This window comes from Burkholderia sp. A2, assembly GCF_001729305.1.
GTDB classification, from domain to species: domain Bacteria; phylum Pseudomonadota; class Gammaproteobacteria; order Burkholderiales; family Burkholderiaceae; genus Burkholderia; species Burkholderia sola.
In genome coordinates this window covers 109500-133146 of the sequence record NZ_LZXX01000081.1, presented here as the reverse complement: position 1 = coordinate 133146, position 23647 = coordinate 109500, and the positions used below count along the sequence as shown (strand labels likewise).

Below are 23647 nucleotides of genomic sequence, written 5' to 3'. Positions count from 1 at the left end.
GAACGAGCAGGCACACGAGGCAGGCACGAGGGCAGCGCGGCGAACGCGGCACGCAACGACGTGACCGTGCGCCGTGCAACACGGAACGGCGCAGGTGCTGCGGCACCTGCGCCGGTTGACCGCTGGGCATGGAGACTGGACGGAGACGACACATGACGGTACAGGCATTCCTGGACGCACGCGACTTTCTGCTGCGCCATCGCACCGACTACGACACCGCGTACCGCGATTTCGAATGGCCGGTGCTCGATGCGTTCAACTGGGCGCTCGACTACTTCGACCCGATGGCGCGCGGCAACGACCAGCCGGCGCTGTGGATCGTCGACGCGGCGACCGGCACCGGCGATCCGTACTCGTTCGCGCAGATGTCCGAGCGTTCGTCGCGGATCGCGAACTGGCTGCGTTCGATCGGCGTCGTACGCGGCGACCGCATTCTGCTGATGCTGCCGAACCGTGTCGAGCTGTGGGACGCGATGCTGGCCGCGATGAAGCTCGGCGCGATCGTGCTGCCCGCCACCACGCAACTGTCGCCCGACGACGTGCGCGACCGCGTGCAGATCGGCGGCGCGACCTATGCGATCGTCGACGAGCACGAAACCGCGAAGTTCGAGCAGGCCGGGCTCGGCCTCAAGCAGAAGATCGTCGCCGGCGCGCCGCGCGCGGGCTGGCTCGCGATGAACGACGGCTATGCGGCGAGCGCCGCGTTCGAGCCGGACGCCGTCACGCACGCGAACGATCCGATGCTGCTGTACTTCACGTCGGGCACGACGTCGAAGCCGAAGCTCGTCGAGCATACGCACCGCACCTATCCGGTCGGTCATCTGTCGACGATGTACTGGGTCGGCCTGCAGCCGGGCGACATCCACTGGAACATCAGCTCCCCGGGCTGGGCGAAGCACGCGTGGAGCTGCTTCTTCGCGCCGTGGAATGCACAGGCGTGCGTGTTCGCGTTCAACTATGCGCGCTTCGAACCGAAGGTCGTGCTCGATGCGCTCGTCAAGTACCGGGTGACGACGCTGTGCGCGCCGCCGACCGTGTGGCGCATGCTCGTGCAGCAGCCGCTCGCGTCGTTCGACGTGAAGCTGCGCGAGATCGTCGGCGCGGGCGAGCCGCTGAATCCCGAGATCATCGAGCGCGTGAAGAAGGCATGGAACATCTCGATTCGCGATGGTTACGGCCAGACCGAGACGACCTGCCTGATCGGCAACTCGCCGGGCCAGCCGGTGGTCGCGGGCTCGATGGGCCGGCCGCTGCCCGGCTACCGGATCGCGCTGCTCGACCCGGACGGCGCACCGGTGACCGAAGGCGAAGTCGCGCTGCCGATCGGCGACGACGTCACGCGCCCGGTCGGGCTGATGAAAGGCTATGCGAACCATCCCGACGCGACGGCCCACGCGATGCGCGACGGCCACTACCGCACGTCGGACATCGCGATGCGTCGCGACGACGGCTATTACGTGTACATCGGCCGCGCGGACGACGTGTTCAAGTCGTCCGACTACCGGCTGAGCCCGTTCGAACTCGAGAGCGTGCTGATCGAGCATCCGGCGATCGCGGAAGCGGCCGTCGTGCCGAGCCCGGACCCGGTGCGGCTGTCGGTGCCGAAGACGTTCATCACGCTGCGCCAGGGCTATGAAGAAAGCCCCGCGCTCGCGCTGGAGATTTTCCGTTTCTCGCGCGAGAAGCTCGCGCCGTACAAGCGCATTCGCCGGCTGCAATTCGCGGAGCTGCCGAAGACGATCTCGGGGAAGATCCGCCGCGTCGAACTGCGCCGCCGCGAGATCGAGCGCGGTGACGATGCGACCGCGCGCATGCCTGGCGAATACTGGGAAGAAGATTTCGCGGCCGAACTGAAATGACCGGCCGCGGGCCGCGCGCGCCGCATTTTTCGGCGCGCCGTCCGCAGCCACACTGAACCGAACCGGCCGCGCGTTGCCTGACGCCACGCGGCTCACTGCAAGGAGTGCACTGATGAACGCGAATCCGACGCCCCGTACGGGGCAAGACGTGCCGACGGTCAAGCTGCTGATCGACGGCGCTTTCGTCGAGTCCGCCACGAGCGAGTGGCGCGACATCGTCAACCCGGCGACGCAGCAGGTGCTCGCGCGCGTGCCGTTCGCGACCGTCGCGGAAGTCGACGCGGCCGTGCGGGCCGCGCACGCCGCGTATGCGACATGGAAGAACACGCCGATTTCCGCGCGCATGCGCATCATGCTGAAGTTCCAGGACCTGGTGCGCGCGAACCAGCAGCGCATCGCGAAGACGCTGACGGCCGAGCAGGGCAAGACGATTCCCGATGCCGAAGGCGATATCTTCCGCGGCCTCGAAGTGGTCGAGCATGCGTGCTCGATCGGCACGCTGCAGCTCGGCGAATTCGCGGAGAACGTCGCGGGCGGCGTCGATACCTACACGCTGCGCCAGCCGATCGGCGTGTGCGCGGGCATCACGCCGTTCAATTTCCCCGCGATGATTCCGCTGTGGATGTTCCCGATGGCGATCGTCTGCGGCAACACGTTCGTGCTGAAGCCGTCCGAGCAGGACCCGATGTCGACGATGGAACTCGTCGAGCTCGCGCTCGAGGCCGGCGTACCGAAAGGCGTGCTGAACGTCGTGCACGGCGGCAAGGAAGTCGTCGACGCGATCTGCACGCATCCGCTCGTGAAGGCGATCTCGTTCGTCGGCTCGACGGCCGTCGGCACCCACGTGTACAACCTCGGCAGCCAGCACGGCAAGCGCGTGCAGTCGATGATGGGCGCGAAGAACCACGCGATCGTGCTGCCCGACGCGAACCGCGAGCAGGCGATCAACGCGCTCGTCGGCGCGGGCTTCGGCGCGGCCGGCCAGCGCTGCATGGCGACTTCCGTCGCGGTGCTCGTCGGCAACGCGCGCGAATGGCTGCCCGATCTCGTCGCGAAGGCGAAGACGCTGAAAGTCAACGCGGGCTCGGAAGCGGGCACCGACGTCGGGCCGGTCGTGTCGCGCGGGGCGAAGGCGCGGATCCTGTCGCTGATCGACATGGGCATCAAGGAAGGCGCGAAGCTCGAACTCGACGGCCGCGACGTGAAGGTCGCGGGCTTCGAGGAAGGCAACTTCATCGGCCCGACGATCTTCTCCGGCGTGAAAACCGACATGTCGATCTACACGCATGAAATCTTCGGGCCGGTGCTGGTCGTGATGGAAGTCGACACGCTCGACGAGGCGATCGAGCTCGTCAATGCGAACCCGATGGGTAACGGCGTGGGCATCTTCACGCAGAGCGGCGCGGCCGCACGCAAGTTCCAGAGCGAGATCGACGTCGGCCAGGTCGGCATCAACATCCCGATCCCGGTGCCCGTGCCGTTCTTCAGCTTCACCGGTTCGCGCGGCTCGAAGCTCGGCGATCTCGGCCCGTACGGCAAGCAGGTCGTGCAGTTCTACACGCAGACGAAGACGGTCACCGCGCGCTGGTTCGACGACGACACGACGGCCGGCCCGGTGAACACGACGATCCGGCTGCATTGAGCGGCGGAGGAACCCAACATGAAAATCGGATTTATCGGCCTCGGCCACATGGGCGCGCCGATGGCGCTGAACCTGCTGAAAGCCGGCCATGACGTGCATGCGTTCGACCTGAGCGCCGACGCGTTGCGCGCGTTGCAGGACGCCGGCGCGCAGGTGGCCGCGTCGCCGCGCGATGCGGCATCGGGTGCGACGTTCGTGATCACGATGCTGCCGGCCGCGCCGCACGTGCGCTCGGTGCTCGCCGGCGAGAACGGCGTGCTGGCCGGTCTCGGCGCGGGCGCGACCGTGATCGATTCGAGCACGATCGACCCGGCGAGCGCGCAGGCGTTCGGCGCGCTGGTGCGCGAGCACGGCGGCGCGTTCGTCGATGCGCCGGTGTCGGGCGGCACCGGCGGCGCGGCGGCAGGCACCTTGACCTTCATGGTCGGCGGCAGCGACGCGGATTTCGAGCGCGTGAAGCCGGTGCTCGCCGGCATGGGCAAGAACATCGTGCACTGCGGCGCGACGGGGATGGGGCAGGTCGCGAAGGTCTGCAACAACCTCGTGCTCGGCATCTCGATGGCGGCGGTGTCGGAGGCGATGTCGCTCGGCGTCGCGCTCGGCATCGACCCGAAGGTGCTGGCCGGCATCGTCAACACGTCGACGGGACGCTGCTGGAGTTCGGATACCTACAACCCGTATCCGGGCGTGATCGAGACCGCGCCGTCGTCGCGCGGCTACACGGGCGGCTTCGGCACCGACCTGATGCTGAAGGACCTCGGCCTCGCGAACGATGCGGCGAAGCAGGCGCGCCAGCCCGTCTATCTCGGCGCGCTCGCGCAGCAGCTGTACCAGACGATGAGCAGCCGCGGCGACGGCCAGCTCGATTTCTCGGCGGTGATCCGCCTGTATCAACCGGCCACGAAGAAGGACGCCTCATGATCGAACTCGACTACGTCGACGACGGCGCGATCGCGTGCGCGACGCTCAAGCGTCCGCCCGCGAACGCCTTTACCGCCGACGGGCTGCGGCAATTGCAGCAAACCGTCGCCGAACTGAATGCGAACCCGCGCGTGCGCGCGCTGGTGATTACCGGCGACGGCCCGAAATTCTTCAGCGCGGGCGCTGATCTCAACACGTTCGCCGACGGCGATCGCGCGGTTGCGCGCGCGATGGCGTCGCGCTTCGGCGCGGCGTTCGAGGCGCTGCACGACGCGCGCGTGGTGACGATCGCGGCGATCAACGGCTATGCGATGGGCGGCGGACTCGAATGCGCGCTCGCATGCGACCTGCGGATCGCCGAGACGCATGCGCAGATGGCGCTGCCCGAGCCGTCGGTCGGCCTGCTGCCGTGCGGGCTCGGCACGCAGACGCTGCCCTGGCTCGTCGGCGAAGGCTGGGCGAAGAAGATCATCCTGACCGGCGCGCGCGTCGATGCGGCCACCGCGCTGCGGATCGGCCTCGTCGAGGACGTGGTCGAAAGCGGCGCCGCGCGCGATGCGGCGCTCGCGCTGGCGCGCAACGTCGCGCGGCAAAGCCCGCACGCGGTCGCCTACAGCAAGGAGCTGATCGGCCTTGCGCGCCGCGGCGTGCCGCGCGGCGCGGCGCTTGCCGTCGAGCGCGAACGCTTCGTCGACCTGTTCGACACGGCCGATCCGCGCGAAGGCGTGGCGGCATTCCTGGGCAAACGCGCGCCGCAGTGGCGCACCGATGGGGAGGAGCCGCAACGATGAGCACGCCGGTGACGAATCACGATGCATTCGCGGAGCATGCGCCCGAGGTGCTGTTTCGCGTGGTGAACCGCGTGGCGCTGATCACGCTGAACCGGCCGGCCGCGCTCAACGCGCTGTCGTACGCGATGATCGGCGAACTGACGGCGCTGTTCGAGCGCTGTCGCCAGGACGACCAGATCGTCGCGGTCGTGCTGCGGGGCGCGGGCGAGAAGGGCTTCTGTGCGGGTGGCGACGTGCGTGCGTTGTACAGGATGGTCGCGCAGCGCGAAACGTGGCTGCCGTTCTTCGTCGACGAATACCGGCTCGACTACGCGATCCACACGTTCCCGAAGCCGGTGGTCGCGCTGATGGACGGCGTGACGATGGGCGGCGGCATGGGCCTCGCGCAGGGCGCGGCGCTGCGCGTCGCGACCGAGCGCAGCAGGATCGCGATGCCGGAAACGCGCATCGGCCTCGTGCCCGACGTGGGCGCGACGCATTTCCTGTCGCGCATGCCGGTCGAACTCGAACTGTACGTGGGGCTGACCGGCGCGATGCTGTCGGGCGCGGACGCGCTGAGCGCGAAGCTCGCGGACCTGTGCGTGCCGTCCGCGTGGCTCGATACGTTCGAGACGCGCATCGAAAGCGTGAAGTGGGACGGCGACGCGCTGCCATTGCTGCGCAAGGTGTTCGAGCCGCCGTGCAACGTGGTGCCGCATGCGGCGCTCGACAGCCAGATGCCGTGGATCGTCCGCCACTTCGACAAGCGCTCGACCGTCGAGCGAATCGTCGCGACGCTCACACAGGAGCTGGCGCGCGACGAACTCGCTCGCGAGCACCGCCAATGGCTGCAGGCGACGCTCGATGCGCTCGCGAGCCATTCGCCGACGATGCTCGCGGTGACGCGCGAGGCGCTGCTGCGCGGCCGGCAGATGACGCTCGCGGAGTCGTTCCGGATGGAGCTCGGCATCGTCGCGCGGGCGATCGAGGAAGGCGATTTCTGCGAAGGCGTGCGCGCGCATCTCGTCGACAAGGATCGCAAGCCGCGCTGGGCGCCCGCGTCGCTCGTCGAGCTGCGCGCCGAACGCGTGCGGCATTTCCTGACGTCGCCGTGGAAGCTGTTCGCGCATCCGCTCGCCGATCTCGGCGCGGCGTGATCTCTGCGTGATGACCCGACGCGCCGCGCGGCGCGTCGGCTTCGACCCATCTCAGCGCGCTTCGTCCGGGCGTTCGATCATCGGCGGAATCGCCTGCGCGAGTGCGTCGATCACGCAGCGCGTCTTGCGCGGCAGGTAGCGCGTCTTCGGCCAGATCGCGTGAATGTCGCCTTCGCAGACGAAGCAGCGATCGAGCACGACCACCATTTCCCCGCGCTTCACGTACTGGTCGAGCAGCCAGCTCGGCACCCACGCGATCCCGAACCCGGCCGCCCCGGCTGCGGCGATCGCCTGCACGTCGTCGAAACTCAGTTGATGCGGCATGTCGATGTGGACCGTCGAGCCGTCCGGCGCACGCAGGTACCACGGCTGCACCACGCCCGAACGCGAATACGCGATCGTCCGGTGGTGCTTCAGGTCGTCGAGCGTCTTCGGCATCCCGTGGCGCGCGAGATAGGACGGCGCCGCGCCGAGGCTGCCGTATTGCGTGCCGAGCCGCCGCACCGCGAGGCTCGTGCTGTCCGCGAGCGTGCCGATCCGCACCGCGAGATCGATCCCTTCCTCGACGAGATCGACGAAGCGGTCGGTGATCGATACGTCGATCCGCAGGTGCGGGTAAGTGCGCGCAAGATCGAGCACGATCGGCGTCACGCAGTGGTGCCCGAACGCGAGCGGCACGCTCAGCCGCAGCTTGCCGCGCGCCTCGTGGCGGCCGCAGTCGAGATCGGCTTCCGCCGCTTCCAGCTCCGCCAGTGCGCGCACGCAGCGGTCGTAGTACGCCTGGCCGTCGTCGGTCAGGCTCTGGCTGCGCGTCGTGCGCTGCAGCAGCCGTGCGCCGAGCCGCTTCTCGAGCCGCGCGATCGCCTTGCCGACCGCCGAGCGCGTGATGTCGAGCCGCTCCGCGGCCAGCGCGAAGCTGCCCGATTCCACGACCTGGACGAAGGTCGTTACGCCGTCGAGTCTGTCGGTCATCGTGGGTTGCGTCGATTGGGTCCGGAGATTCCCCAGTGCATGGAAGTGCGTGCGTCAATGGAGATGAAAATTCTCACTATAGTACCGATTCCCGTCCAGCGTGCGTTGCCGGCCGCACGCGGCGAATCCTACTGACCTGGAGGCGCGCGGCCTGTCGCCGGGCCGCCGCGCAATACGCATGACGCTATCCGACTCCCGCAGGAATGCGGTCGCGCTCGCGGCCGTCTGTCTCACGTCGCTGATGTTCGGCCTCGAAATATCGAGCGTGCCGGTGATCCTGCCGACGCTCGAACACGTGCTGCATGGCGATTTCAACGGCATGCAGTGGATCATGAACGCGTACACGATCGCCTGTACGACGGTGCTGATGGCGGCCGGCACGCTCGCGGACCGGTTCGGCCGCAAGCGCGTGTACGTGATCGGCACCGTGCTGTTCGGCGCGACGTCGCTGCTGTGCGGGCTCGCGCCGAACGTGCCGGTGCTCGTCGCGGGCCGGCTGTTGCAGGGCGCGAGCGGCGGCGCGATGCTGATCTGCCAGATCGCGGTGCTGTCGCACCAGTTCCGCGAGGGGCGCGAACGCGGCCGCGCGTTCGGGATCTGGGGGATCGTGTTCGGCATCGGGCTCGGGTTCGGGCCGATCGTCGGCGGCGCGATCGTCGCGCTGGCGAGCTGGCCGTGGGTGTTCCTCGTCCATGCGCCGCTCGCGGCCGTCGCGCTCGTGCTGATCGGCGGCGCGGTGCAGGAATCGCGCGATCCGCATGCGGGCACGCTCGACGTCGCGGGCATCGTCACGCTGTCGCTCGCGGTGCTCGGCCTCGCGTTCTACATCACTCAAGGCGCCGAGCTCGGGCTGACGAGCGCGGCCGGCCTCGGCGTGCTCGGCGCGACCGTGCTCGCGGTGATCGGCTTCTTCATCGCGGAGCGCGCCAGCGCGCGGCCGATGTTCGACTTCTCGGTGTTCCGGATCCGCGCGTTCACCGGCGCGATCTTCGGCTCGATGGGGATGAACTTCAGCTTCTGGCCGTTCATGATCTACCTGCCGATCTGGTTCCAGGTCGCGCTCGGCTACGACAGCGTGACGGCCGGCCTCGCGTTGCTCGCGTACACGCTGCCGACGCTGATCGCGCCGCCGTTCGGCGAACGGCTCGCGCTGCGCTACGGGCCGGGCGTCGTGATTCCGGGCGGCCTGTTCACGATCGCGGCCGGGTTCGTGCTGATGCGTCTCGGCAGCGCGGCCGATCAGGCGAGCTGGCTGACGATGCTGCCGGGTTGCGTGATCGCCGGCATCGGGCTCGGTTTGACCAACACGCCGGTCACCAACACGACGACGGGCGCGGTGCCGAGTGCGCGGGCCGGGATGGCGTCGGGCATCGACATGAGCGCGCGGATGATCTCGCTTGCGCTGAATATCGCGGCGATGGGCTTCGTGCTGGTGGCGGGGATCGTCGCGAGCCTGCAGGGCGGCCCGGCCGGTGCGATCGGCGATGCGGCGCTGCGCCGGCTCGCGCAGGAGATCGCGTCGGGCCGCACCGACGGGCTGCAGGCGATCGCGCCGGCGCTCGCGCAGGCCGACCCGAGCGGCGCGGCACTGCACGCGGCGCTCGTGCACGGCTTCGGCTGGGTGATGGTGTACGGCGCGGCGGGCGTGGCCGTGCTCGCGGCCGCGAGCGCGGTGGCGTTCGCGCCGGCGCGGCGCGGGGCGGCCGTGTGCGAATGACGCGGCCGGACCGTCGCGCGGCGCGTGGCGCGTGGCGTGCGACGGCCGGTCAGGAGATCCCGCCGCCGAGCGCGCGGTACAGCTTCATCTGATTGTTGAGCCGGTTCAGGCGTGTCAGTTCGTTGGCGCTTTGCGCGCTCCTCAGCACCTGCTGCTGGTCGAGCCACGGCTGCACGGCGGTCGCGCCGGCCGCGAAGCGCGCGGCGGCCAGCCGTTCGGCGCGCTGCGCCTGCGCGAGCGACAGCGCGCGCTGTTCGGCTTCGCGTTCGAGCTGCACGCGCGCCGACAGCGCATTCTCGACTTCGGCGAGCGCGGTGTAGAGCCGCTGGCGGAAGCCGACCACCGCTTCCTCGTACTGCGACTTCGACACCCTGATCTGCAACTGCATCGTGTTCCACTGGATGAACGGCAGCGCGAGGCCGAGCCCGAGCGTGCCGACCGGGTTCGCCAGCACGCGCTCGAGGCTCGTGCTCGTCGTGCCGGCGCTGCCGGTCAGCGTGAAGGTCGGATAGAAGCTCGTGCGCGTCGCGTCGACCTGCGCGAGCGACTCGCGCAGCCGGAATTCCGCCGCGCGCAGGTCGGGGCGCCGGCCGAGCAGGCTGGCCGGCAGGCCGGCCGCCACGTCGGGCGGTGGGGCGTCGGGCAGCGCCGACGGTTCGGCCGCCCGCTGCTGCGGCGGCCGGTCGAACAGGATCGCGAGCGCGTGGCGGTTCTCGGTGCGCTGCTGGATCAGCTGCGTTTGCGCGGCGCGCTGCGCGGCGAGGCTCTGTTCGGCCTGCGCGAGGTCGAGCCCCGTCACGGCGCCGGCCGTGTGGCGCGACCGCACCAGCGCGAGCGTGCGTTCCGCATACGCGATGTTCGCGTCGCCGAGCGCAATCTGCCGGTTCAGATAGCCGATCTGCCAGTACAGCGCCGCGGTCGTGCCGATCAGCGACAGCCGCGCGGCCTCGAGATCGGCGGCCGTCGCGTCGGCTTCCCAGTGCGCGGCATCGCGCAGCGAGGCCAGCCGGCCCCACAGGTCGATTTCGTAGCTGAGCGAACCGTTGACGCCGCTCGAGCGGCTCGTCCGGTGCGTATCGAGCGTACGCGACACGGCGCCGTTCGCGCCGAGCGTCACGTTGGGCGTCAGGTTCGTATCGACGAGCCCGGCCTGCAACTGCGCGCGATACACGCGGATCGCCGCGATCGCGAGATCGTTGTTGGCGCGCAGCGCATCGTCGATCAACGCGTCGAGTTGCGGATCGCCGAAGCTGCGCCACCAGTCGCGCGTGGCGGCCGGCGCGTCGGCCGTGACCGGCGCGGCCCAGTTCGCCGGCATCGCGACGGCCGGCAGCGGATCGTGGCGCGTGCCCGCGCAGCCGGCGAGCAGCGCGGCCGCGCACGCGAATGCGCCGAGACGGTGAAGCGGGGAGGAATGCGTGATCGCCATGTTTCGTCAGTCGCGCGCGAGCGCATCGATCGGATCGAGCCGCGACGCGTTGCGCGCGGGCATGAACCCGAAAATCACACCGGTGAGCGTCGAGCACACGAACGCGGTCACGATCGCGCCGGCCGAGAACACCATCTTCCATTGCGCGACGAACATCGAGAACAGCGCGCCGAGCCCGAACGACAGCGCGATGCCGATCGTGCCGCCGAGCAGGCACACGAGCACGGCCTCGACGAGGAACTGCTGCAGGATGTCGGACTGGCGCGCGCCGACCGCCATCCGGATGCCGATCTCGCGCGTGCGCTCGGTGACCGACACCAGCATGATGTTCATCACGCCGATCCCGCCAACCACGAGCGAGATCACCGCGATCAGCGACAGCAGCAGCGTCAGCGACTGGCCGGTTTTCTCGACGGTCTTGACGACGCTGTCCATGTTGTACGTGAAGAAGTCCTTGCGGCCGTGGCGCTGGATCATCAGCTTCTCGAGGCTTTTTTCGGCTGCGGCGCTCGGCTGCCCGTCGCGCACGCGCACGGTGATGCTGTCGAGATGGCGCTGGCCGAACAGGCGCCCGCTCGCGGTCGTGTACGGCAGCCATACGTTCAGGCTCTTCACGCTGCCGAATGCGCTTTTCTTGTCGGCCGTCACGCCGATCACGACGCACGGCACGTTGTCGACCAGGATCGCTTCGCCGACCGGATTGCGCGTCGCGCCGAACAGCTTGCGGCGCGTGTTCTGGTCGATCACCGCGACCTGCGCCTGGCGGCGCACCGCATCGTCGTCGAACGGGACACCGAGCGCGAAACGCATCCCGCGCGCGTGGAAGTAGCTATCGCCGACGCCGCTCACGAGCGCGTGGACGTCGATGTTGCGGTAGCGCAGCAGCAGCGTGCGCGACGTTTCGGGCGTCGCGCTGTCGACGTACGGCTGCTCGGCGAGCGCGGCGACGTCGGCGGGCACGAGCGTCTGGATCGCGTCCGCGCGGCTGTCGCCCCAGTCGGTGCCCGGATAGAGGCTGATCGTATTGGTGCCGATGCTGCCGATCTCTTCGAGCATGTAGCGCTTCGCGCCTTCGCCGACCGCGACGATCGATACCACCGACGTGATGCCGATGACGATGCCGAGCATCGTCAGCAGCGTGCGCAGCCGGTGCGATACGAGCGCGATCCACGCCATCCGGCACGCTTCGGTGAAGCGGCCGGTGCCGGCTGCGAAGCATCGGGCGCGCGGGGCGGGATCGGTGTCGGCGCCGGCGGGCGACGGGGCATCGTCGGAAGCCGGTGCGGACGGCGTGTCGGTTGCCGTTTCGGGCGTCACGGCGTTTGCGGCCGCGGCGACGCCGGATTCCGCGAGCGCTTCCGTGTACTGGCGGTTCGGCCGGTCGGCGACGATCTCGCCGTCGCTGATCTCGATGATGCGCCGTGCATGGCGCGCCACGGCCTTGTCGTGCGTGACGATCACGATCGTATGGCCGAGCGCGTTCAGTTCGTGCAGGATGCGGATCACGTCCTGGCCGCTTTTCGTGTCGAGCGCGCCGGTCGGTTCATCGGCGAGGATCACCTGGCCGCCGTTCATCAGCGCGCGAGCGATGCTCACGCGCTGCTGCTGGCCGCCGGACAGTTGCCCGGGCCGGTGATGCGCGCGATCCGCGAGCCCGAGGCGCGCGAGCAACGCGTGGGCGCGGGCGTGCCGCTCGGCGCGCGGGGTGCCCGCATAGATCGCCGGCATTTCGAGGTTCGCGACCGCGTCGACGTGCGCCAGCAGGTGATAGCGCTGGAACACGAAGCCGAAGTGCTCGCGGCGCAGCTGCGCGAGCTCGTCGCTGTCGAGCATGTGCGTGTCGCGTCCGCCGACCGTGTACGTGCCTTCGCTCGGATGATCGAGGCAGCCGAGGATGTTCATCAACGTCGACTTGCCGGACCCCGACGCGCCGACGATCGCGACGATCTCGCCCGCGTCGATCGACAGGTTGACGTTGTTCAGGACGACGACGTCCTTGTCGCCGGCCGGAAATCGCCGCGTGACGGCAGCGAGCTTGAGCAGGGGCTGGCGCATCGTTACACCACGTCCGCCAGCGGTGCGCGTTCGTCCGCCGATGCTTCGCCGATCACCACGCGCTCGCCGTCCTTCAGGCCGGCCAGCACTTCGACGCGCACGTTGTTGTTGATGCCGATGCGGACATGGCGCGTTTCCGTGCTGCCGTCGGCGCGCAGCACGCGTACCGCGACGGTGCCGTCCTTGCGCTTTTCGCCGAGCGCGGCGGCCGGGATGATCAGCGCGTTGCGCGCGTCGCCGAGCACGATGTTGACCTGCGCGGTCATCGCGATGCGCAGCCGGTGCTCGGGATTCGGCACGTCGAACAACGCGTTGTAGAACACGGCGGCGTTCGGCTTCGCGCCGCCGCCGAGCGGGCTTTGCACGTCGGCGTAGTTCTGCGGCGCCGGTTCGATCGCGCGCAGCTTGCCGTAGTGCCGCTTGTCCGGTTCGCCGAGGCTCGTGAAATACGCGGTCTGGCCGGCGCTCACGCGAATCACGTCGGCCTCCGACACCTGCGCCTTCACGGTCATCGTGTCGAGATTCGCGAGTTTCAGAATCACCGGCGCCTGCTGCTGCGCGATCACGGTCTGGCCTTCCTGCGTGACGATCGCGACGACCTCCCCGTCGATCGGCGCGACGATGCGCGTGTAGCCGAGGTTGGCCTGGGCGGTCTCGATCTGGATGCGGGCCGAACGGATCTGCGCGGCGAGCGACGCGAGGGTCGCGCGCTGCACGTCGAGCGTCGCCTTCGCGGCCTCGAACGATTCGCGCGACGTCGCGTCGTCGGGCAGCATCGCCTGCTGGCGGCGGAACGCGAGTTCGGCCTGCGTCAGCTGTGCAGCCGCCGATTGCTGCTGCGCGCGCAGGCTTTCTTCGCTGGCGCGCGCCTGGCGCAGCGCGTTTTCGGAGATCACGGGATCGATCTCGGCGAGCCATTGACCTTTCGTGACCTTGTCGCCGAGCTTGACCTTCAGCGTCTTCAACTGCCCCGACACCTGCGCGCCGACGTCGACCTGCCTGAACGCCTGCAGCGCGCCGGTCGCGAGCACCGCGTTCTCGAGATCGCCGCGCGTGACGGGCGCGGACAGGTATTGCGGAGGCTTGGCGGGCGCGCAGGCCTTCAGCGTGAGGCCGGCGGCGATCGCGACGACGGCAAGGGTAGCCAGCACGAGGCGCCGGCGGCGATGGGTCTTCTGGGTCATGAGCATGCAGCGAGGATGAAGCCGGCGCCGGCGATGCGTGCGGCCGAACGGAACGATCCGGTCGACGTCGCATGTCGGGCGTGTTGCCCGCGACGGAAGCCGCGTACGTGTCGCGCAGGCGTGCCGAATCGAATCAGGCGCTCATGGTAAGCGACGAATTCGCGCCGCATCGTGTGGAAATTGTGCTGAATTGTGCGGATGCCGTACCCATGCGGTCGGCCAGACCGCGCAATTGTTGCGATCTGTGAAAAGGCGGCGCCCGGCGTTACCGCCGCGCGGCGAAGATCGCCGTCATCGGCCGATCGCGTTCCTCATCGAGCGCGGTCAGCGTGTCGACCTGCTCCGGCGTCGATGCCCATTCGTCCCGGTGCGCGAGCGTGAAGGTCGCCCGATGCCGCGCGCTTACGCGCGGTGTCCGCCCGCATCGATCCTGCGCTGCGTATCGGCGTCGACGATCTCGCGGATCGCGCTGAATAGCGGCGCGGCGTCGGTGTAGCGCCGGCCGTAGCCGAGGTTGAACGCATAGTCGAAATCGGGCGGATTGCTGCCCTGGTTGTGCTGCAGGATCGTTTCGAGCTTGTCGAACGCCTTCGCCGCACGGGCCTCCGGCGACGCGGCCGCCTCGTATTCGTCCCACAGCGCGACGATCTCGTCGCGCAGCGTGCGATCGAGCGACGCGGTCAGCGTCAGCAGATCGTCGCGTTCGTGTGCGCTCTTGTCGGGGTGCGCGGCTTGCTCGATCGCGGGGATGTCGCCGTGCAGCGCCTCGCCGAGGTCGTGGACGATGCACAGCTTCAGCAGCTTCAGCGTGTCGACGCCGCGCAACGCGTCGGCGAACGCGAGCGCCATCAGGCATAGTCGCCAGCTGTGCTCGGCCGTGCTCTCCGGGCGTCCGGCCGACGTGTAGCCGCTGCGCAGCACGTTCTTCAGGCGTTCGGCTTCGCGCAGGAAATCGAGCCGCGCGTGGATCGTGTCGGAATTCATGGTCGGAGTCCTTGCGATGAGCCGTCAAGCGTACGCGGGCCGGCCGCGCGTCGTCCACGCATGAAATATGCGCGGCGCGTCAGCGGGCGTCGAGCGTTTCCACGAGCCGCACGGCCGCGCCATCCGACAGCGCCATTCGCGTCCACCGGCACCGGCTGCCGCGAATCGGCACGACGCGCGACGCATTCGCGCCGGTGTCGAACTCGACGCTCGGCGGCCCCGCGCGATCGTGCCAGCCGAGCGGGTCGAGCGCGGCTTCCATGCGGACGATTTCCGGCGTCGCGTAGCGCCACAGCGACGTGCCGAGCAGCGTCGAAAGCGGCTGCGCGAACTCGGCCGCGCGCGCCGGCGAGCCGGCAAGCAGGCGGTGCGTGAGGTCGCAGACGAGATGCATGCGGCCCGCGCTGCCGGCGATCAGCCGCGCGAGCGCGCGGTCGCCCGCCGAATCGATGCGTGCGGCGAGCAGCCGTTCGGCCGTCGCGCGCTCGTCGGGCGACATCTGCTGGAGGCCGGCCTCCCAGCGCGAAATCGTCGATTGCGCGACGCCGAACAGTTCGGCCGCATGGCTTTGCTTCACGCGGTGCAGCGCGCGCCAGCGCTTCAGTTGCGGGCCGAGCGAGGACGCGTGAAGCGGTGAGGCGGTCATGGCGATGCTCCTGTTGGTCGTGCCGGGCGCGTCGTTACCGCGCCGTTACGTGATCCGGATGCCGCCGCTTGCCTGGATTGCGATTGCCGCGAACGGCACGAGCACGATGCCGCCCAGCACGAGTACGTCGTCGGCGGCCACCGTGATCGGCGTGGCGAGAATCCGCAGACCCATGCCGACGACGGACGGCGATTCCACGATGTAGACCGAGTACGGGCGGTTGAAGGGTTGCGCGGCCGCCTCGTCCTTCTCGACGAAGCCTTCCGTCGAGTAGCGCTTGCCGTCGATGTCGCCTTCGAGCACGAGGCCGGCCGGCTCGCTGACGAAGCCGTCGGCGGAGGCGGCCCGTCGATCGTCGTCCGATGCGTCTTTCGGCAGCACGATCCGGTAATGCCCGGTGACGCTGCCGCCGCTCGCATGAAAGTCCGCGAATGTCGTGCGTACCGATTTGCGGTAGCCGGACAGCAGGACGGGCCGTAATCGGGCCGGCAGATCGAAGATGTAATGGTAGCGCGTGCCGAGGACGACCAGTTTCTTGCCGTCTTCGGTCATCATGAATGCGGATACGTGTTCGCTGTACGCGTCGTTCTTGTACAGCTTCGGCGTGAAGCAGCCCGACAGTGCGAGGCTGCTTGCGGCGACGCCGGCGGCCAGCAGGCGCCGGCGCGTGATGGATAGGCTCATTTCTTGTTGTCCCGTCTGTGCGGTTCGGTTGGGTGGCTTTCGCCCTCGGAGGCTGGATTCTCGCGTATCCGTCGCACGTTGTCGAACCCGAACCCTGCCGCGGCAGCGGGCAGCCGCGCCCGTCCTCGCTCCATCGAAAACGTTTCCGCGACGCTTTCAACCGGCTCCGCCATATCTTATTATTCGGCCAGAGCGGCGCGTGCCGGCCGACACGACAGGGAACGCGAGGCCGCGCGTGTCCCGAAAAAGATACGAGGGCGCAATGGTACGACTGGTGTTGCTGCTGCTGGGCATCGAATATCTGCGAACCCGCTGGCGCGGGCTGACCGTGCTCGGCTGGCTGTGGGTCGTCGCGGGTATCGGCATTTTCGTCGATGCGCTCGACGGCGCACTGCATTTCCCGATCGAGCTGTTCGCGTGGCTGTTCCTGATCGAAGGGCTCGCGACGCTCGCGGTGGCCGGCAGCGGTGTCGGCGGGCAGCGCATCCTGCGCTACGTGAAGGGCATCGCGGTCGTGGCGGCCGCGGGGCTCGTGTTTGCCGGCCATCATCACGGCCACTTCCTGCTGTCGATGATCTTCGGCACGCTGTTTCTCGTCGACGGGCTGCTGCAGTGCACGTCCGCATGGATGGTGCGCTATCGCCGCTGGCACGTCGCGTTCTCGTGGGGCGTCGTCGAGATCCTGCTGGCGATCTTCTTCTTTCAGCCGTACCCGACGCACTACGCGGGCACCGTGCCGTACTGCCTCGGCCTGCTGCTGATGTTCGGCGGCATGCACATGCTGAGCCTCGCCGCGCGCGTGCGGCGGCTGACGCGCAACCCGGCGTTCGCGACGTCGCCCGCGCCGGCCCTCGCGCCGGATCTCGACGATGCGCAGGACCTGCCGCAGTTCGCCCAATCCGAATGGGACGGCCCGCCGGCCGACGGCGAGCGCGCGCTCACCGTGCACGTATGGACACCGACCGGCACGTCGAAGGCCGAAGCGCAGCGCTATCCGGTGATCGACCGCTACATCGCGGCGGTGGACGTCAACGGCGTGATCTCGACCGGGCATGCGGCGCTGGAGTCGCCGGAGGGCATCTACATCAGCCTGTATCCGGGTGTCGAAATCGATCGTTCTCCGGACGAGTTCACGCGCATCCTGCGCGCAACGCGCGAGAACGACGTGCCCGGCCTGTTCCAGCCCGACTATGCGACCGAGTCGAAGGCGTGGTGCCCGTCGACCGTGCGCGTGCGCATCCGCAACTACGATCCGGCCAAGCTCGACGCGTTCTGGTCGTCGTACCGGCAGAACACGACGTACAACCTCACGCACCGCAACTGCTCGAGCACCGTGTCGAATGCGCTCGAGGCCGCGCTCGACGGCGCAGTGTGGCGGTTGAAGGGCGAGCGGGCCGGGTGGGGCGCATTCGTGCGGCTGCTGCTCACGCCCGAGCTGTGGGTGGCCGCGCAGATCCGCAAGCGCGCGGTGACGATGGCGTGGACGCCCGGGCTCACGCTCGACTATGCGCGCGCGCTCAGCATGCTCGCCGATCCGCGTCCGTTCGCGTGGTGGAAGGTCGCGCGCTCGGCGGTGAGCGCGATCATGGCGTCGCGCCGCGCGTGGCGCGAGCAGGACAGTGCGGCGCTGTCGCCCGGCGGATCGGAGGCAGCATCGATGAAGTGAACGCGTGGCGCCGGATGAGGGCCCGGTATCACAAGGGGCGCCACCGCGCGGCCCGGCGAGATTGCCCGCCATAAAAACCCACGGACGACAACGATGAACGAGACGAGAGCGTTCCGCATCCTGACGCCCGCCGCGCTGACGCTGGCGCTGGCGCTGGCGAGTACCGGCCTCGCGCAGGCGGGCACGGACGACGTGCCGCGCATGAGCAACGACGTGTACCGGATGTCGGTGTCGTTCTGCTCGAACGTCGCGGCCGCCGAGAAGATCGCGTGCCAGGGCGACATGATCGCCGCCGGCAGCCGGATCGTCGCGGCGATCGGCGGCCTGCCGCCGGCTTCCGCCACGGCGATCGACGAAGGCGCGCGCAACAAGCTGCCGCCCGCGGAGCGCGACGGGCTCGTGCCCGTCGAGCCGGCCGCGATCGACAAGGACGATACGCTGGCCGGCCTCGCCGGCATGGTGCGCCTGTGCGACGTGTACGAGCCGGAACCGGCGGCGCGTGCGCGGCACCACGCTGCCTTGCAGCAGAAGGCGCCCGATGCCGCACCGCGTGTCGAGGCGTTGCTGGCCGATCCGTCGACGGCCGCGCGCCGGCGCGTCAGCGTCGGCGTGTGGCAGATTCTCTCGCTCGAAGGCCCCGAAGCGTCGGCACGGGCGTGCACGCAGCTCGGCACCTGAGCGAAACGCGCATTCTTTCGTGCACCTTCACATTCGTGCCACGTTGCGGCGGCAACAATCGCGGGCAGACATTCGACAATCTTGCGGCGCATCCCGCGACCGCAAGCCTTTTCCGAGGAAACACGCCATGCTCAAGACGCTCGCCCGCGCCGCCGCCGCACTCGCCGTCGCTTCCGTTTCACTGCACGCCGCCGCGCAGACCAGCTACGACTACCTGTTGCTCGCCGCGTCGTGGGAGCCCGGCTTCTGCGCGTCGCACGACACACCGGAATGCACGAACCTCGCCGGCTCGTATGCGGCGACGAGCCTGTCGCTGCACGGGCTGTGGCCGAACCGCTACGACGGGAACCAGCCGTTCTACTGCGGCGTGCCGCAGAACGACATCGACCTCGACAACGCGCACGAGTGGTGCAGCATGGACGCGTACCCGATCAGCAGCGCGACCCGCAACATGCTGTCGACGTACATGCCGGGCGTCGCATCGTGTCTCGACAAGCACGAATGGTTCAAGCACGGCACCTGTTCGAATTCGGCGACGCCCGATGCTTACTGGAACCAGGCGTCGGGCATGATCAGCCGGTTGGGCAACACGTCGTTCAACGCGTTCCTGCAGGCGAACGCGGGCAAGACGGTCACGCGTAACCAGTTGCTGTCGGCGTTCGAAGGCGCGTTCGGCAGCAACACGCGCAGCGCGGTGTCGCTGAAATGCACGAAGACGAACGGCGTGAGCTACTTCACCGAAGCATGGATCGCGGTGAAGACGAATGCGACCGCGCAGTTTCCGAGCGCCGCGTCGCTCGTGACGGACGGCAATACGCAGGGTACGTGCCCGACGTCGGGGGTGTTTATCGCGAAGTGATGGGGGCGGCCGACGTGCGCGATATCGCGCACGTCGTGGGCTGTGGGCACTCGAGGATGCCGGGAGCGCCGTGGCCGGCTCGCATGGACGTTTGGCGGTCGGCGACACACATTCGCTTCCTGCGTTGGGCGGCTGCGCTCAATGTGCCGCGCAAGGCGCGCCGAACCATCGCGTGACCGCCTGCGTGGCGGCGTCGACGTCCACGTCCGCATCGTCGCCGCAAGCCCACGCGACGAAACCGTCCGGGCGCACGAGTACCGCGCGCAATCCGAGCCGGTCCTTCGCGTCGCTCGCGATATAGGCGATGCGGTCGCGACAGCGGCCTGCCACGGCCCGAAGCGGCTGGTTCGCATCGAAGTCCAGCAGCACGCCCTTGCCGTGCCTGACGTGTTCGCCGAGCCGCGTGCCGTCGACCAGTTCGAAGTCCGGAACGCCGCGGCCCACGAGTGGATGGCCGCTGCCGGAATCGTACGCGAGCGACACGCCCCACAGACGTTCGGCGAAGTACGTCGCGCCGTCGCGCGTGTCGACGAGATCGCGCATGATCGCCGCGAGCGCGCGCGAGCCCGGCGAGGGCCGCATCAGCGCGACCTGCGCACGCGACCAGTCGAGCACGCGCGCGCCCACTGGATGTCGTTCGTCCGTGTAGCTGTCGAGCAGGCCCGCCGGCGCGTCGCCGCGGATCGTCGCGGCGAGTTTCCAGCCGAGATTCATCGCATCGCCGAGCCCGAGATTGAGCCCTTGGCCGCCGAGCGGCGAATGGATGTGCGCGGCATCGCCCGCGAGCAGCACGCGGCCGTCGCGGTACGTCGATGCCTGGTACGCGCGATCGGTCCACGTGGTGGCGAGCCGCAGCGCGGTCAACGTGACGCTGGTGCCGGACACGCGGCGCAGCACGGCCTGCGCATGCTCGAGCGTGATCGGCCCGCTCCGGTGGAACGCGCCGCCGTCGAACTCGACGAGCGCGACGGTCCCGGGCGGCGTGTACGTGTACATGCCGGCCGACGTGGTGTGACGGCCCGGCAGCAGCGCGCCCGGATCGGCGAGCTCGGCTTCGATCGAGTAGCCGGTGAACTCGGCGTCGGTGCCGGCGAACGCGAAGCCGCCGGCCTTGCGGACCGCGCTGCGGCCGCCGTCGCAGCCGACGAGCCAGCGTGCGTGGAATGTCTCGCCGCCTGCGTGTAGCATGACGCCATCGTCCGACTGGTCGAAACCCTCGACGATCAGACCGCGCCGAATCTCGACGCCCGTTGCGTGCGCACGGGCGGTCAGCACGGATTCGATTCGCGCGATGTCGGTCGCCAGGTGCGTGCCGGCCGGGCCGGGCAGATGGTACGGCCACTGCGACGCATCGATGTCGTCGTGGAAGAACGGGATGCCGGCGAAATGGCCGGCCGGACGACGCGCTTGCTGCATCCAGTGCGCGGTGTCCGTTGCGCGGGCCGGCAGCGCGATGCCGTCGAGCAGGCCGCGGCGGTAGAGCGCATCGATCGCCGGCGCGGACAGGCCGCGCATGCCGAACGGGAGATGCTTCAGCGGGGATTCCGGATCGTCCGTTTGCTCGACCACCCGCACGGTTGCACCGGCAAGGCGCAGCTCGCACGCGAGAAACAGGCCGACAGGGCCAGCGCCGGCAATCACGACATCATGGGTGACGGACAGATTCATCGATGGCTTGGTTTTGGGTCAAAGCGGCCCGGCGTGGTCGAAAGGGCGGTACGCGCCGGCATTGCGCACTCTTCGGGAAAGTAATGGAACATTGTTCCATCGGCGAGATGTTGGAACGATGTTCCAGATGTGTCAAGCTAGCGCGCATGAAAACCAGCAAACGGACCGAGCGGCGTGCGGACGCGCTGTCGAAAGAGCGGATCGTCGAGGCCGCGATCGCGATTCTCGACCATGCAGGCGAGGGCGCGCTGACGTTTCGCGCGCTCGCCGCGCACCTGGCGACCGGAAGCGGCGCGATCTACTGGCATGTCGCCGACAAGCACGATTTGCTGGCAGCGGCCGCGGATCAAGTGATCGCGGCTGCGCTGACGGACGTGCCGACGCAGCGTGACGGTGATGCGGCCGAAGCGCTCCGGCGCATCGCGCTGCGCCTGTTCGACGCGTTCAGCGCGCATCCGTGGGTAGGTGCGCAGTTGTTCCGCGAGCCGTGGCAGCAGGCGGTGCTGCGGATCCTGGAGCGCATCGGCGGTCAGCTTCAGGCGCTGGGCGTGCCCGAGCCCGCGCAATTCAACGCGGCGTCGGCGCTGATGCACTACATCTTCGGGCTGGCCGGCCAGTATGCGGCCGGCGCGCGGCTGCATCCGCGCGAGACGGGGCCGACGGAGATCGTCGCGACCGTTGCCGAGCGGTGGGCGCAGCTCGAATCGGCGCAGTATCCGTTCGTGCATAAGGTGGCGGCGCAACTGGCCGCGCACGACGAGCGCGCGCAGTTCTTGGCCGGCATCGACCTCATTCTGGCGGGGATCGGGGCGGCAGCCCGGTAAGCCGCCGTCTGGAGGACGGTTTCGAACGGCGGTGCCACGAGTCCGTCGTTACGCCAGCAGCCGCAGCGCATCCGCGAGCGACAGGACCGTCGTGCGCGATTCGAACGCGGTGGCGAACAGATGCTCATGGACCACCGGGTCCGGGTCGTAGCAGCAATCCTTGACCGTGTAGAGGCGGAAATCGGCGTCGCTCGCATGCGCGATCGACGACAGCATCACGCCGGTCGACGCGATGCCGACCATGATCAGCGTATCGACGCCCTGTGCGATGAGACGCGCCTGTAGATCGGTGCCGAAGAACACGCTCGCGCGGTGGGCCAGGATCAGCGGTTCGTCGGGCTGCCTGGCCAGTTCGGGGCACGGGGCATCGTCGATGAACAGGCCGAGCTGCTTGATGCCCTGGCCGTTCTTGTTCAGCGGGCTGACTTCCGGATAACCGGGGCTGAACCGGAGATTCGCGAACCAGACGCCGACGCCGGCCGCTCGTGCGGCGTCGCAGAGACGGCGCGTATTGGCGAGCAGTTCAGGCGCGACCGACGGGAAGAGGCCGAGGATGTCGGTCTGGTAATGCATGACGAGCAGCGCGGTTTGGGAAGGCGCGATGCGGGGAATCCGGTCGATCGTGCTTTGAGCGCGCGCGTTGTCATCAGTGGCGGGTGAGTGGGTTGCCATTTCGATATCCGGTGCGTTTTCCTCGTTCATGAATGACGTTCTCCGTGCTGTTGGCAAATCGCATCTGAATGTTTCGTGCGTGTCGTTCCAGGAGTCGACCGCTCGGTATAAGCCGTCAACGACTCCAGCGTCAACATGGATCGGCGAAACGGTCGCTCGCGTCGGTTGCAGCCCGACGTCCAAAATGCTGCGCGCTGCGGACGCGTTTTGTCCTTTCTGCAAGCCGCTATCATGGACGTTCAACTTAAAGGAGAAAACCCGATGAGCCGGCCAGATTTCATTAAGCACTGGACTGAACTCGAAGAACCGGATGCCCACTCCTATCGCGGCGATACCGAGCCAATGGCGCTCGACGCGCCGCTTTCCGCCGCGCTCGGCATTACGCGTATCGGAATCCATCATGTCAGGCTGCTGCCCGGACGGCGGACGTCATATCCGCACGCCGAAAGTACCGAGCAGGAGTTTGTGTACGTGCTCGAAGGCAAGCCCGATGTATGGATCGACGGCGTGCTTCACCCGGTTGCCGAGGGCGATTCCGTCGCGTTTCCGGCAGGCACCGGAATTTGTCACACCTTCATCAACAATACGAACGATGAAGTCAGGTTGATGGTGATCGGCGAACGTCCTCGCGACGACAACCGTATCCGTTACCCGCTCAACGAAGCGTACGAACTTACCCGCGCGGACCGATGGGTCGACTGGCCCACCCGACCGCTCGGAGACCATGACGGGATGCCGGACTGACGCGTACGCGTGAGAGCGCCTCGGCCTGCGGATTCGACCCGTCGATACGGCGAATGGATGAAATCGCTCGGCCGGTATATCCGGGGGTTCAGCGCGCTATTTCTTTAAAATCAATCCAGTCATATATTGATTCAGATCGCGAAAATCTTTAACCGTCCATGGATGTGGAGGCAGCTTTACGCCATTTTCCCGCAAGGTTTTTGGAATCAGATCTCCGTTTGGACGAAGTATGACGGATGAAACGATGACGCCCGGATAGTCATTAAGCCGTTTTTTGAAGGTGGGTGTCGTAAGGTCGGGCGTGGGCGGGCGGCTTTTGTTGGCCAACGGTCCCGTTCCTCGGGCGTCTGCTCCGTGGCACATGGCGCATCTCGCCAGGAAGATCCTTTTCCCGTTGTCACTATCCGCAAAGGCTGCGGATAGTTGAGAAAACAATGAAATTCCTAGTGCGGCGATCGGCAATATTTTCATCTTTTAATCTTTTGTATGAGCCATCGGAGGGTACGCCGATATTTA

The 23647-nt window shown here is 68.2% G+C and carries 21 protein-coding genes; 11 read left to right on the top strand and 10 right to left on the bottom strand.

All coding sequences use genetic code 11. The features are described 5' to 3' along the window. Positions 1 to 152: 152 nt before the first annotated feature. The 5 genes from A9Z05_RS06495 to A9Z05_RS06475 all read left to right on the top strand — a co-directional run bounded on the left by A9Z05_RS06495 (position 153) and on the right by A9Z05_RS06475 (position 6349). Complete coding sequence (locus tag A9Z05_RS06495; RefSeq protein ID WP_069617363.1) at positions 153 to 1859, top strand: AMP-binding protein; 1707 nt, start codon at positions 153 to 155, stop codon at positions 1857 to 1859. A 112-nt stretch (positions 1860 to 1971) separates the two neighbouring features. Continuing rightward, entirely contained in the window at positions 1972 to 3501 is a 1530-nt protein-coding gene (locus tag A9Z05_RS06490; protein ID WP_069617362.1) for a CoA-acylating methylmalonate-semialdehyde dehydrogenase, read from the top strand. An 18-nt stretch (positions 3502 to 3519) separates the two neighbouring features. Continuing rightward, entirely contained in the window at positions 3520 to 4422 is a 903-nt protein-coding gene (mmsB, locus tag A9Z05_RS06485) for a 3-hydroxyisobutyrate dehydrogenase (protein ID WP_069617361.1), read from the top strand. Continuing rightward, entirely contained in the window at positions 4419 to 5213 is a 795-nt protein-coding gene (locus tag A9Z05_RS06480; protein ID WP_069617360.1) for an enoyl-CoA hydratase, read from the top strand. Before mmsB ends, A9Z05_RS06480 begins: the two co-directional genes overlap by 4 nt. Continuing rightward, positions 5210 to 6349: an enoyl-CoA hydratase/isomerase family protein gene (locus A9Z05_RS06475; protein WP_069617359.1), complete on the top strand. Its 1140-nt coding sequence runs from the start codon at positions 5210 to 5212 to the stop codon at positions 6347 to 6349. Before A9Z05_RS06480 ends, A9Z05_RS06475 begins: the two co-directional genes overlap by 4 nt. Positions 6350 to 6400: 51 nt before the next feature. Here A9Z05_RS06475 and A9Z05_RS06470 read toward each other — a convergent pair whose 3' ends face one another. Next, positions 6401 to 7321, bottom strand: a complete 921-nt coding sequence (locus tag A9Z05_RS06470) for a LysR family transcriptional regulator (protein WP_069617358.1) — start codon at positions 7319 to 7321, stop codon at positions 6401 to 6403. 178 nt (positions 7322 to 7499) lie between these two features. On the opposite strand from A9Z05_RS06470, the gene A9Z05_RS06465 reads away from it, so the two are divergent. Beyond that, positions 7500 to 9038, top strand: coding sequence for an MFS transporter (locus A9Z05_RS06465; RefSeq protein WP_069617357.1), 1539 nt, complete (start codon positions 7500 to 7502; stop codon positions 9036 to 9038). A gap of 49 nt (positions 9039 to 9087) precedes the next feature. On the opposite strand, the gene A9Z05_RS06460 is transcribed toward A9Z05_RS06465, so the two are convergent. From A9Z05_RS06460 to A9Z05_RS06435, 6 genes are all read right to left on the bottom strand, one after another. Then, positions 9088 to 10467 carry an efflux transporter outer membrane subunit gene (locus A9Z05_RS06460; RefSeq protein ID WP_069617356.1) on the bottom strand — a complete coding sequence of 460 codons (1380 nt, stop codon included), beginning with the start codon at positions 10465 to 10467 and terminating at the stop codon, positions 9088 to 9090. A 6-nt stretch (positions 10468 to 10473) separates the two neighbouring features. After that, positions 10474 to 12522, bottom strand: a complete 2049-nt coding sequence (locus A9Z05_RS06455) for a MacB family efflux pump subunit (protein ID WP_069617355.1) — start codon at positions 12520 to 12522, stop codon at positions 10474 to 10476. A gap of 2 nt (positions 12523 to 12524) precedes the next feature. Further along, positions 12525 to 13706, bottom strand: a complete 1182-nt coding sequence (macA, locus tag A9Z05_RS06450; protein ID WP_069617488.1) for a macrolide transporter subunit MacA — start codon at positions 13704 to 13706, stop codon at positions 12525 to 12527. Between the two features lie 402 nt (positions 13707 to 14108). Continuing rightward, a complete protein-coding gene (locus tag A9Z05_RS06445; protein WP_069617354.1) occupies positions 14109 to 14690 on the bottom strand; it encodes an HD family hydrolase in 582 nt (193 codons plus the stop codon). Positions 14691 to 14769: 79 nt separating this feature from the next. Continuing rightward, positions 14770 to 15336: a helix-turn-helix transcriptional regulator gene (locus tag A9Z05_RS06440; protein ID WP_069617353.1), complete on the bottom strand. Its 567-nt coding sequence runs from the start codon at positions 15334 to 15336 to the stop codon at positions 14770 to 14772. A 45-nt stretch (positions 15337 to 15381) separates the two neighbouring features. Next, the gene (locus A9Z05_RS06435) at positions 15382 to 16020 is read right to left on the bottom strand and encodes a hypothetical protein (protein ID WP_069617352.1); all 639 of its coding nucleotides are present in this window, start codon (positions 16018 to 16020) and stop codon (positions 15382 to 15384) included. Positions 16021 to 16282: 262 nt separating this feature from the next. Between A9Z05_RS06435 and A9Z05_RS06430 the strand changes: the two genes are divergently transcribed. The 3 genes from A9Z05_RS06430 (at position 16283) to A9Z05_RS06420 (ending at position 19223) form a co-directional block, all read left to right on the top strand. Then, complete coding sequence (locus A9Z05_RS06430; protein WP_069617351.1) at positions 16283 to 17686, top strand: HdeD family acid-resistance protein; 1404 nt, start codon at positions 16283 to 16285, stop codon at positions 17684 to 17686. 93 nt (positions 17687 to 17779) lie between these two features. Next, positions 17780 to 18364 (top strand): hypothetical protein, encoded by a 585-nt coding sequence (locus tag A9Z05_RS06425; RefSeq protein ID WP_069617350.1) that lies wholly within the window; start codon positions 17780 to 17782, stop codon positions 18362 to 18364. 127 nt (positions 18365 to 18491) lie between these two features. After that, the gene (locus A9Z05_RS06420; RefSeq protein WP_069617349.1) at positions 18492 to 19223 is read left to right on the top strand and encodes a ribonuclease T2; all 732 of its coding nucleotides are present in this window, start codon (positions 18492 to 18494) and stop codon (positions 19221 to 19223) included. Positions 19224 to 19361: 138 nt separating this feature from the next. On the opposite strand, the gene A9Z05_RS06415 is transcribed toward A9Z05_RS06420, so the two are convergent. After that, entirely contained in the window at positions 19362 to 20891 is a 1530-nt protein-coding gene (locus A9Z05_RS06415) for an FAD-dependent monooxygenase (protein WP_069617348.1), read from the bottom strand. Positions 20892 to 21037: 146 nt separating this feature from the next. On the opposite strand from A9Z05_RS06415, the gene A9Z05_RS06410 reads away from it, so the two are divergent. Continuing rightward, on the top strand, positions 21038 to 21715 hold the full coding sequence (locus A9Z05_RS06410; RefSeq protein WP_084044144.1) for a TetR/AcrR family transcriptional regulator: 678 nt from the start codon (positions 21038 to 21040) through the stop codon (positions 21713 to 21715). A gap of 48 nt (positions 21716 to 21763) precedes the next feature. On the opposite strand, the gene A9Z05_RS06405 is transcribed toward A9Z05_RS06410, so the two are convergent. Beyond that, the gene (locus A9Z05_RS06405) at positions 21764 to 22417 is read right to left on the bottom strand and encodes an isochorismatase family cysteine hydrolase (protein ID WP_069617346.1); all 654 of its coding nucleotides are present in this window, start codon (positions 22415 to 22417) and stop codon (positions 21764 to 21766) included. A 231-nt stretch (positions 22418 to 22648) separates the two neighbouring features. Here A9Z05_RS06405 and A9Z05_RS06400 point away from each other — a divergent pair, with 231 nt between their 5' ends. Then, positions 22649 to 23131 carry a cupin domain-containing protein gene (locus tag A9Z05_RS06400; protein WP_069617345.1) on the top strand — a complete coding sequence of 161 codons (483 nt, stop codon included), beginning with the start codon at positions 22649 to 22651 and terminating at the stop codon, positions 23129 to 23131. Between the two features lie 96 nt (positions 23132 to 23227). Here the strand turns inward: A9Z05_RS06400 and A9Z05_RS34205 are convergent, their stop codons facing one another. After that, positions 23228 to 23602 (bottom strand): cytochrome c, encoded by a 375-nt coding sequence (locus A9Z05_RS34205; protein WP_084044143.1) that lies wholly within the window; start codon positions 23600 to 23602, stop codon positions 23228 to 23230. Positions 23603 to 23647 lie beyond the last annotated feature (45 nt).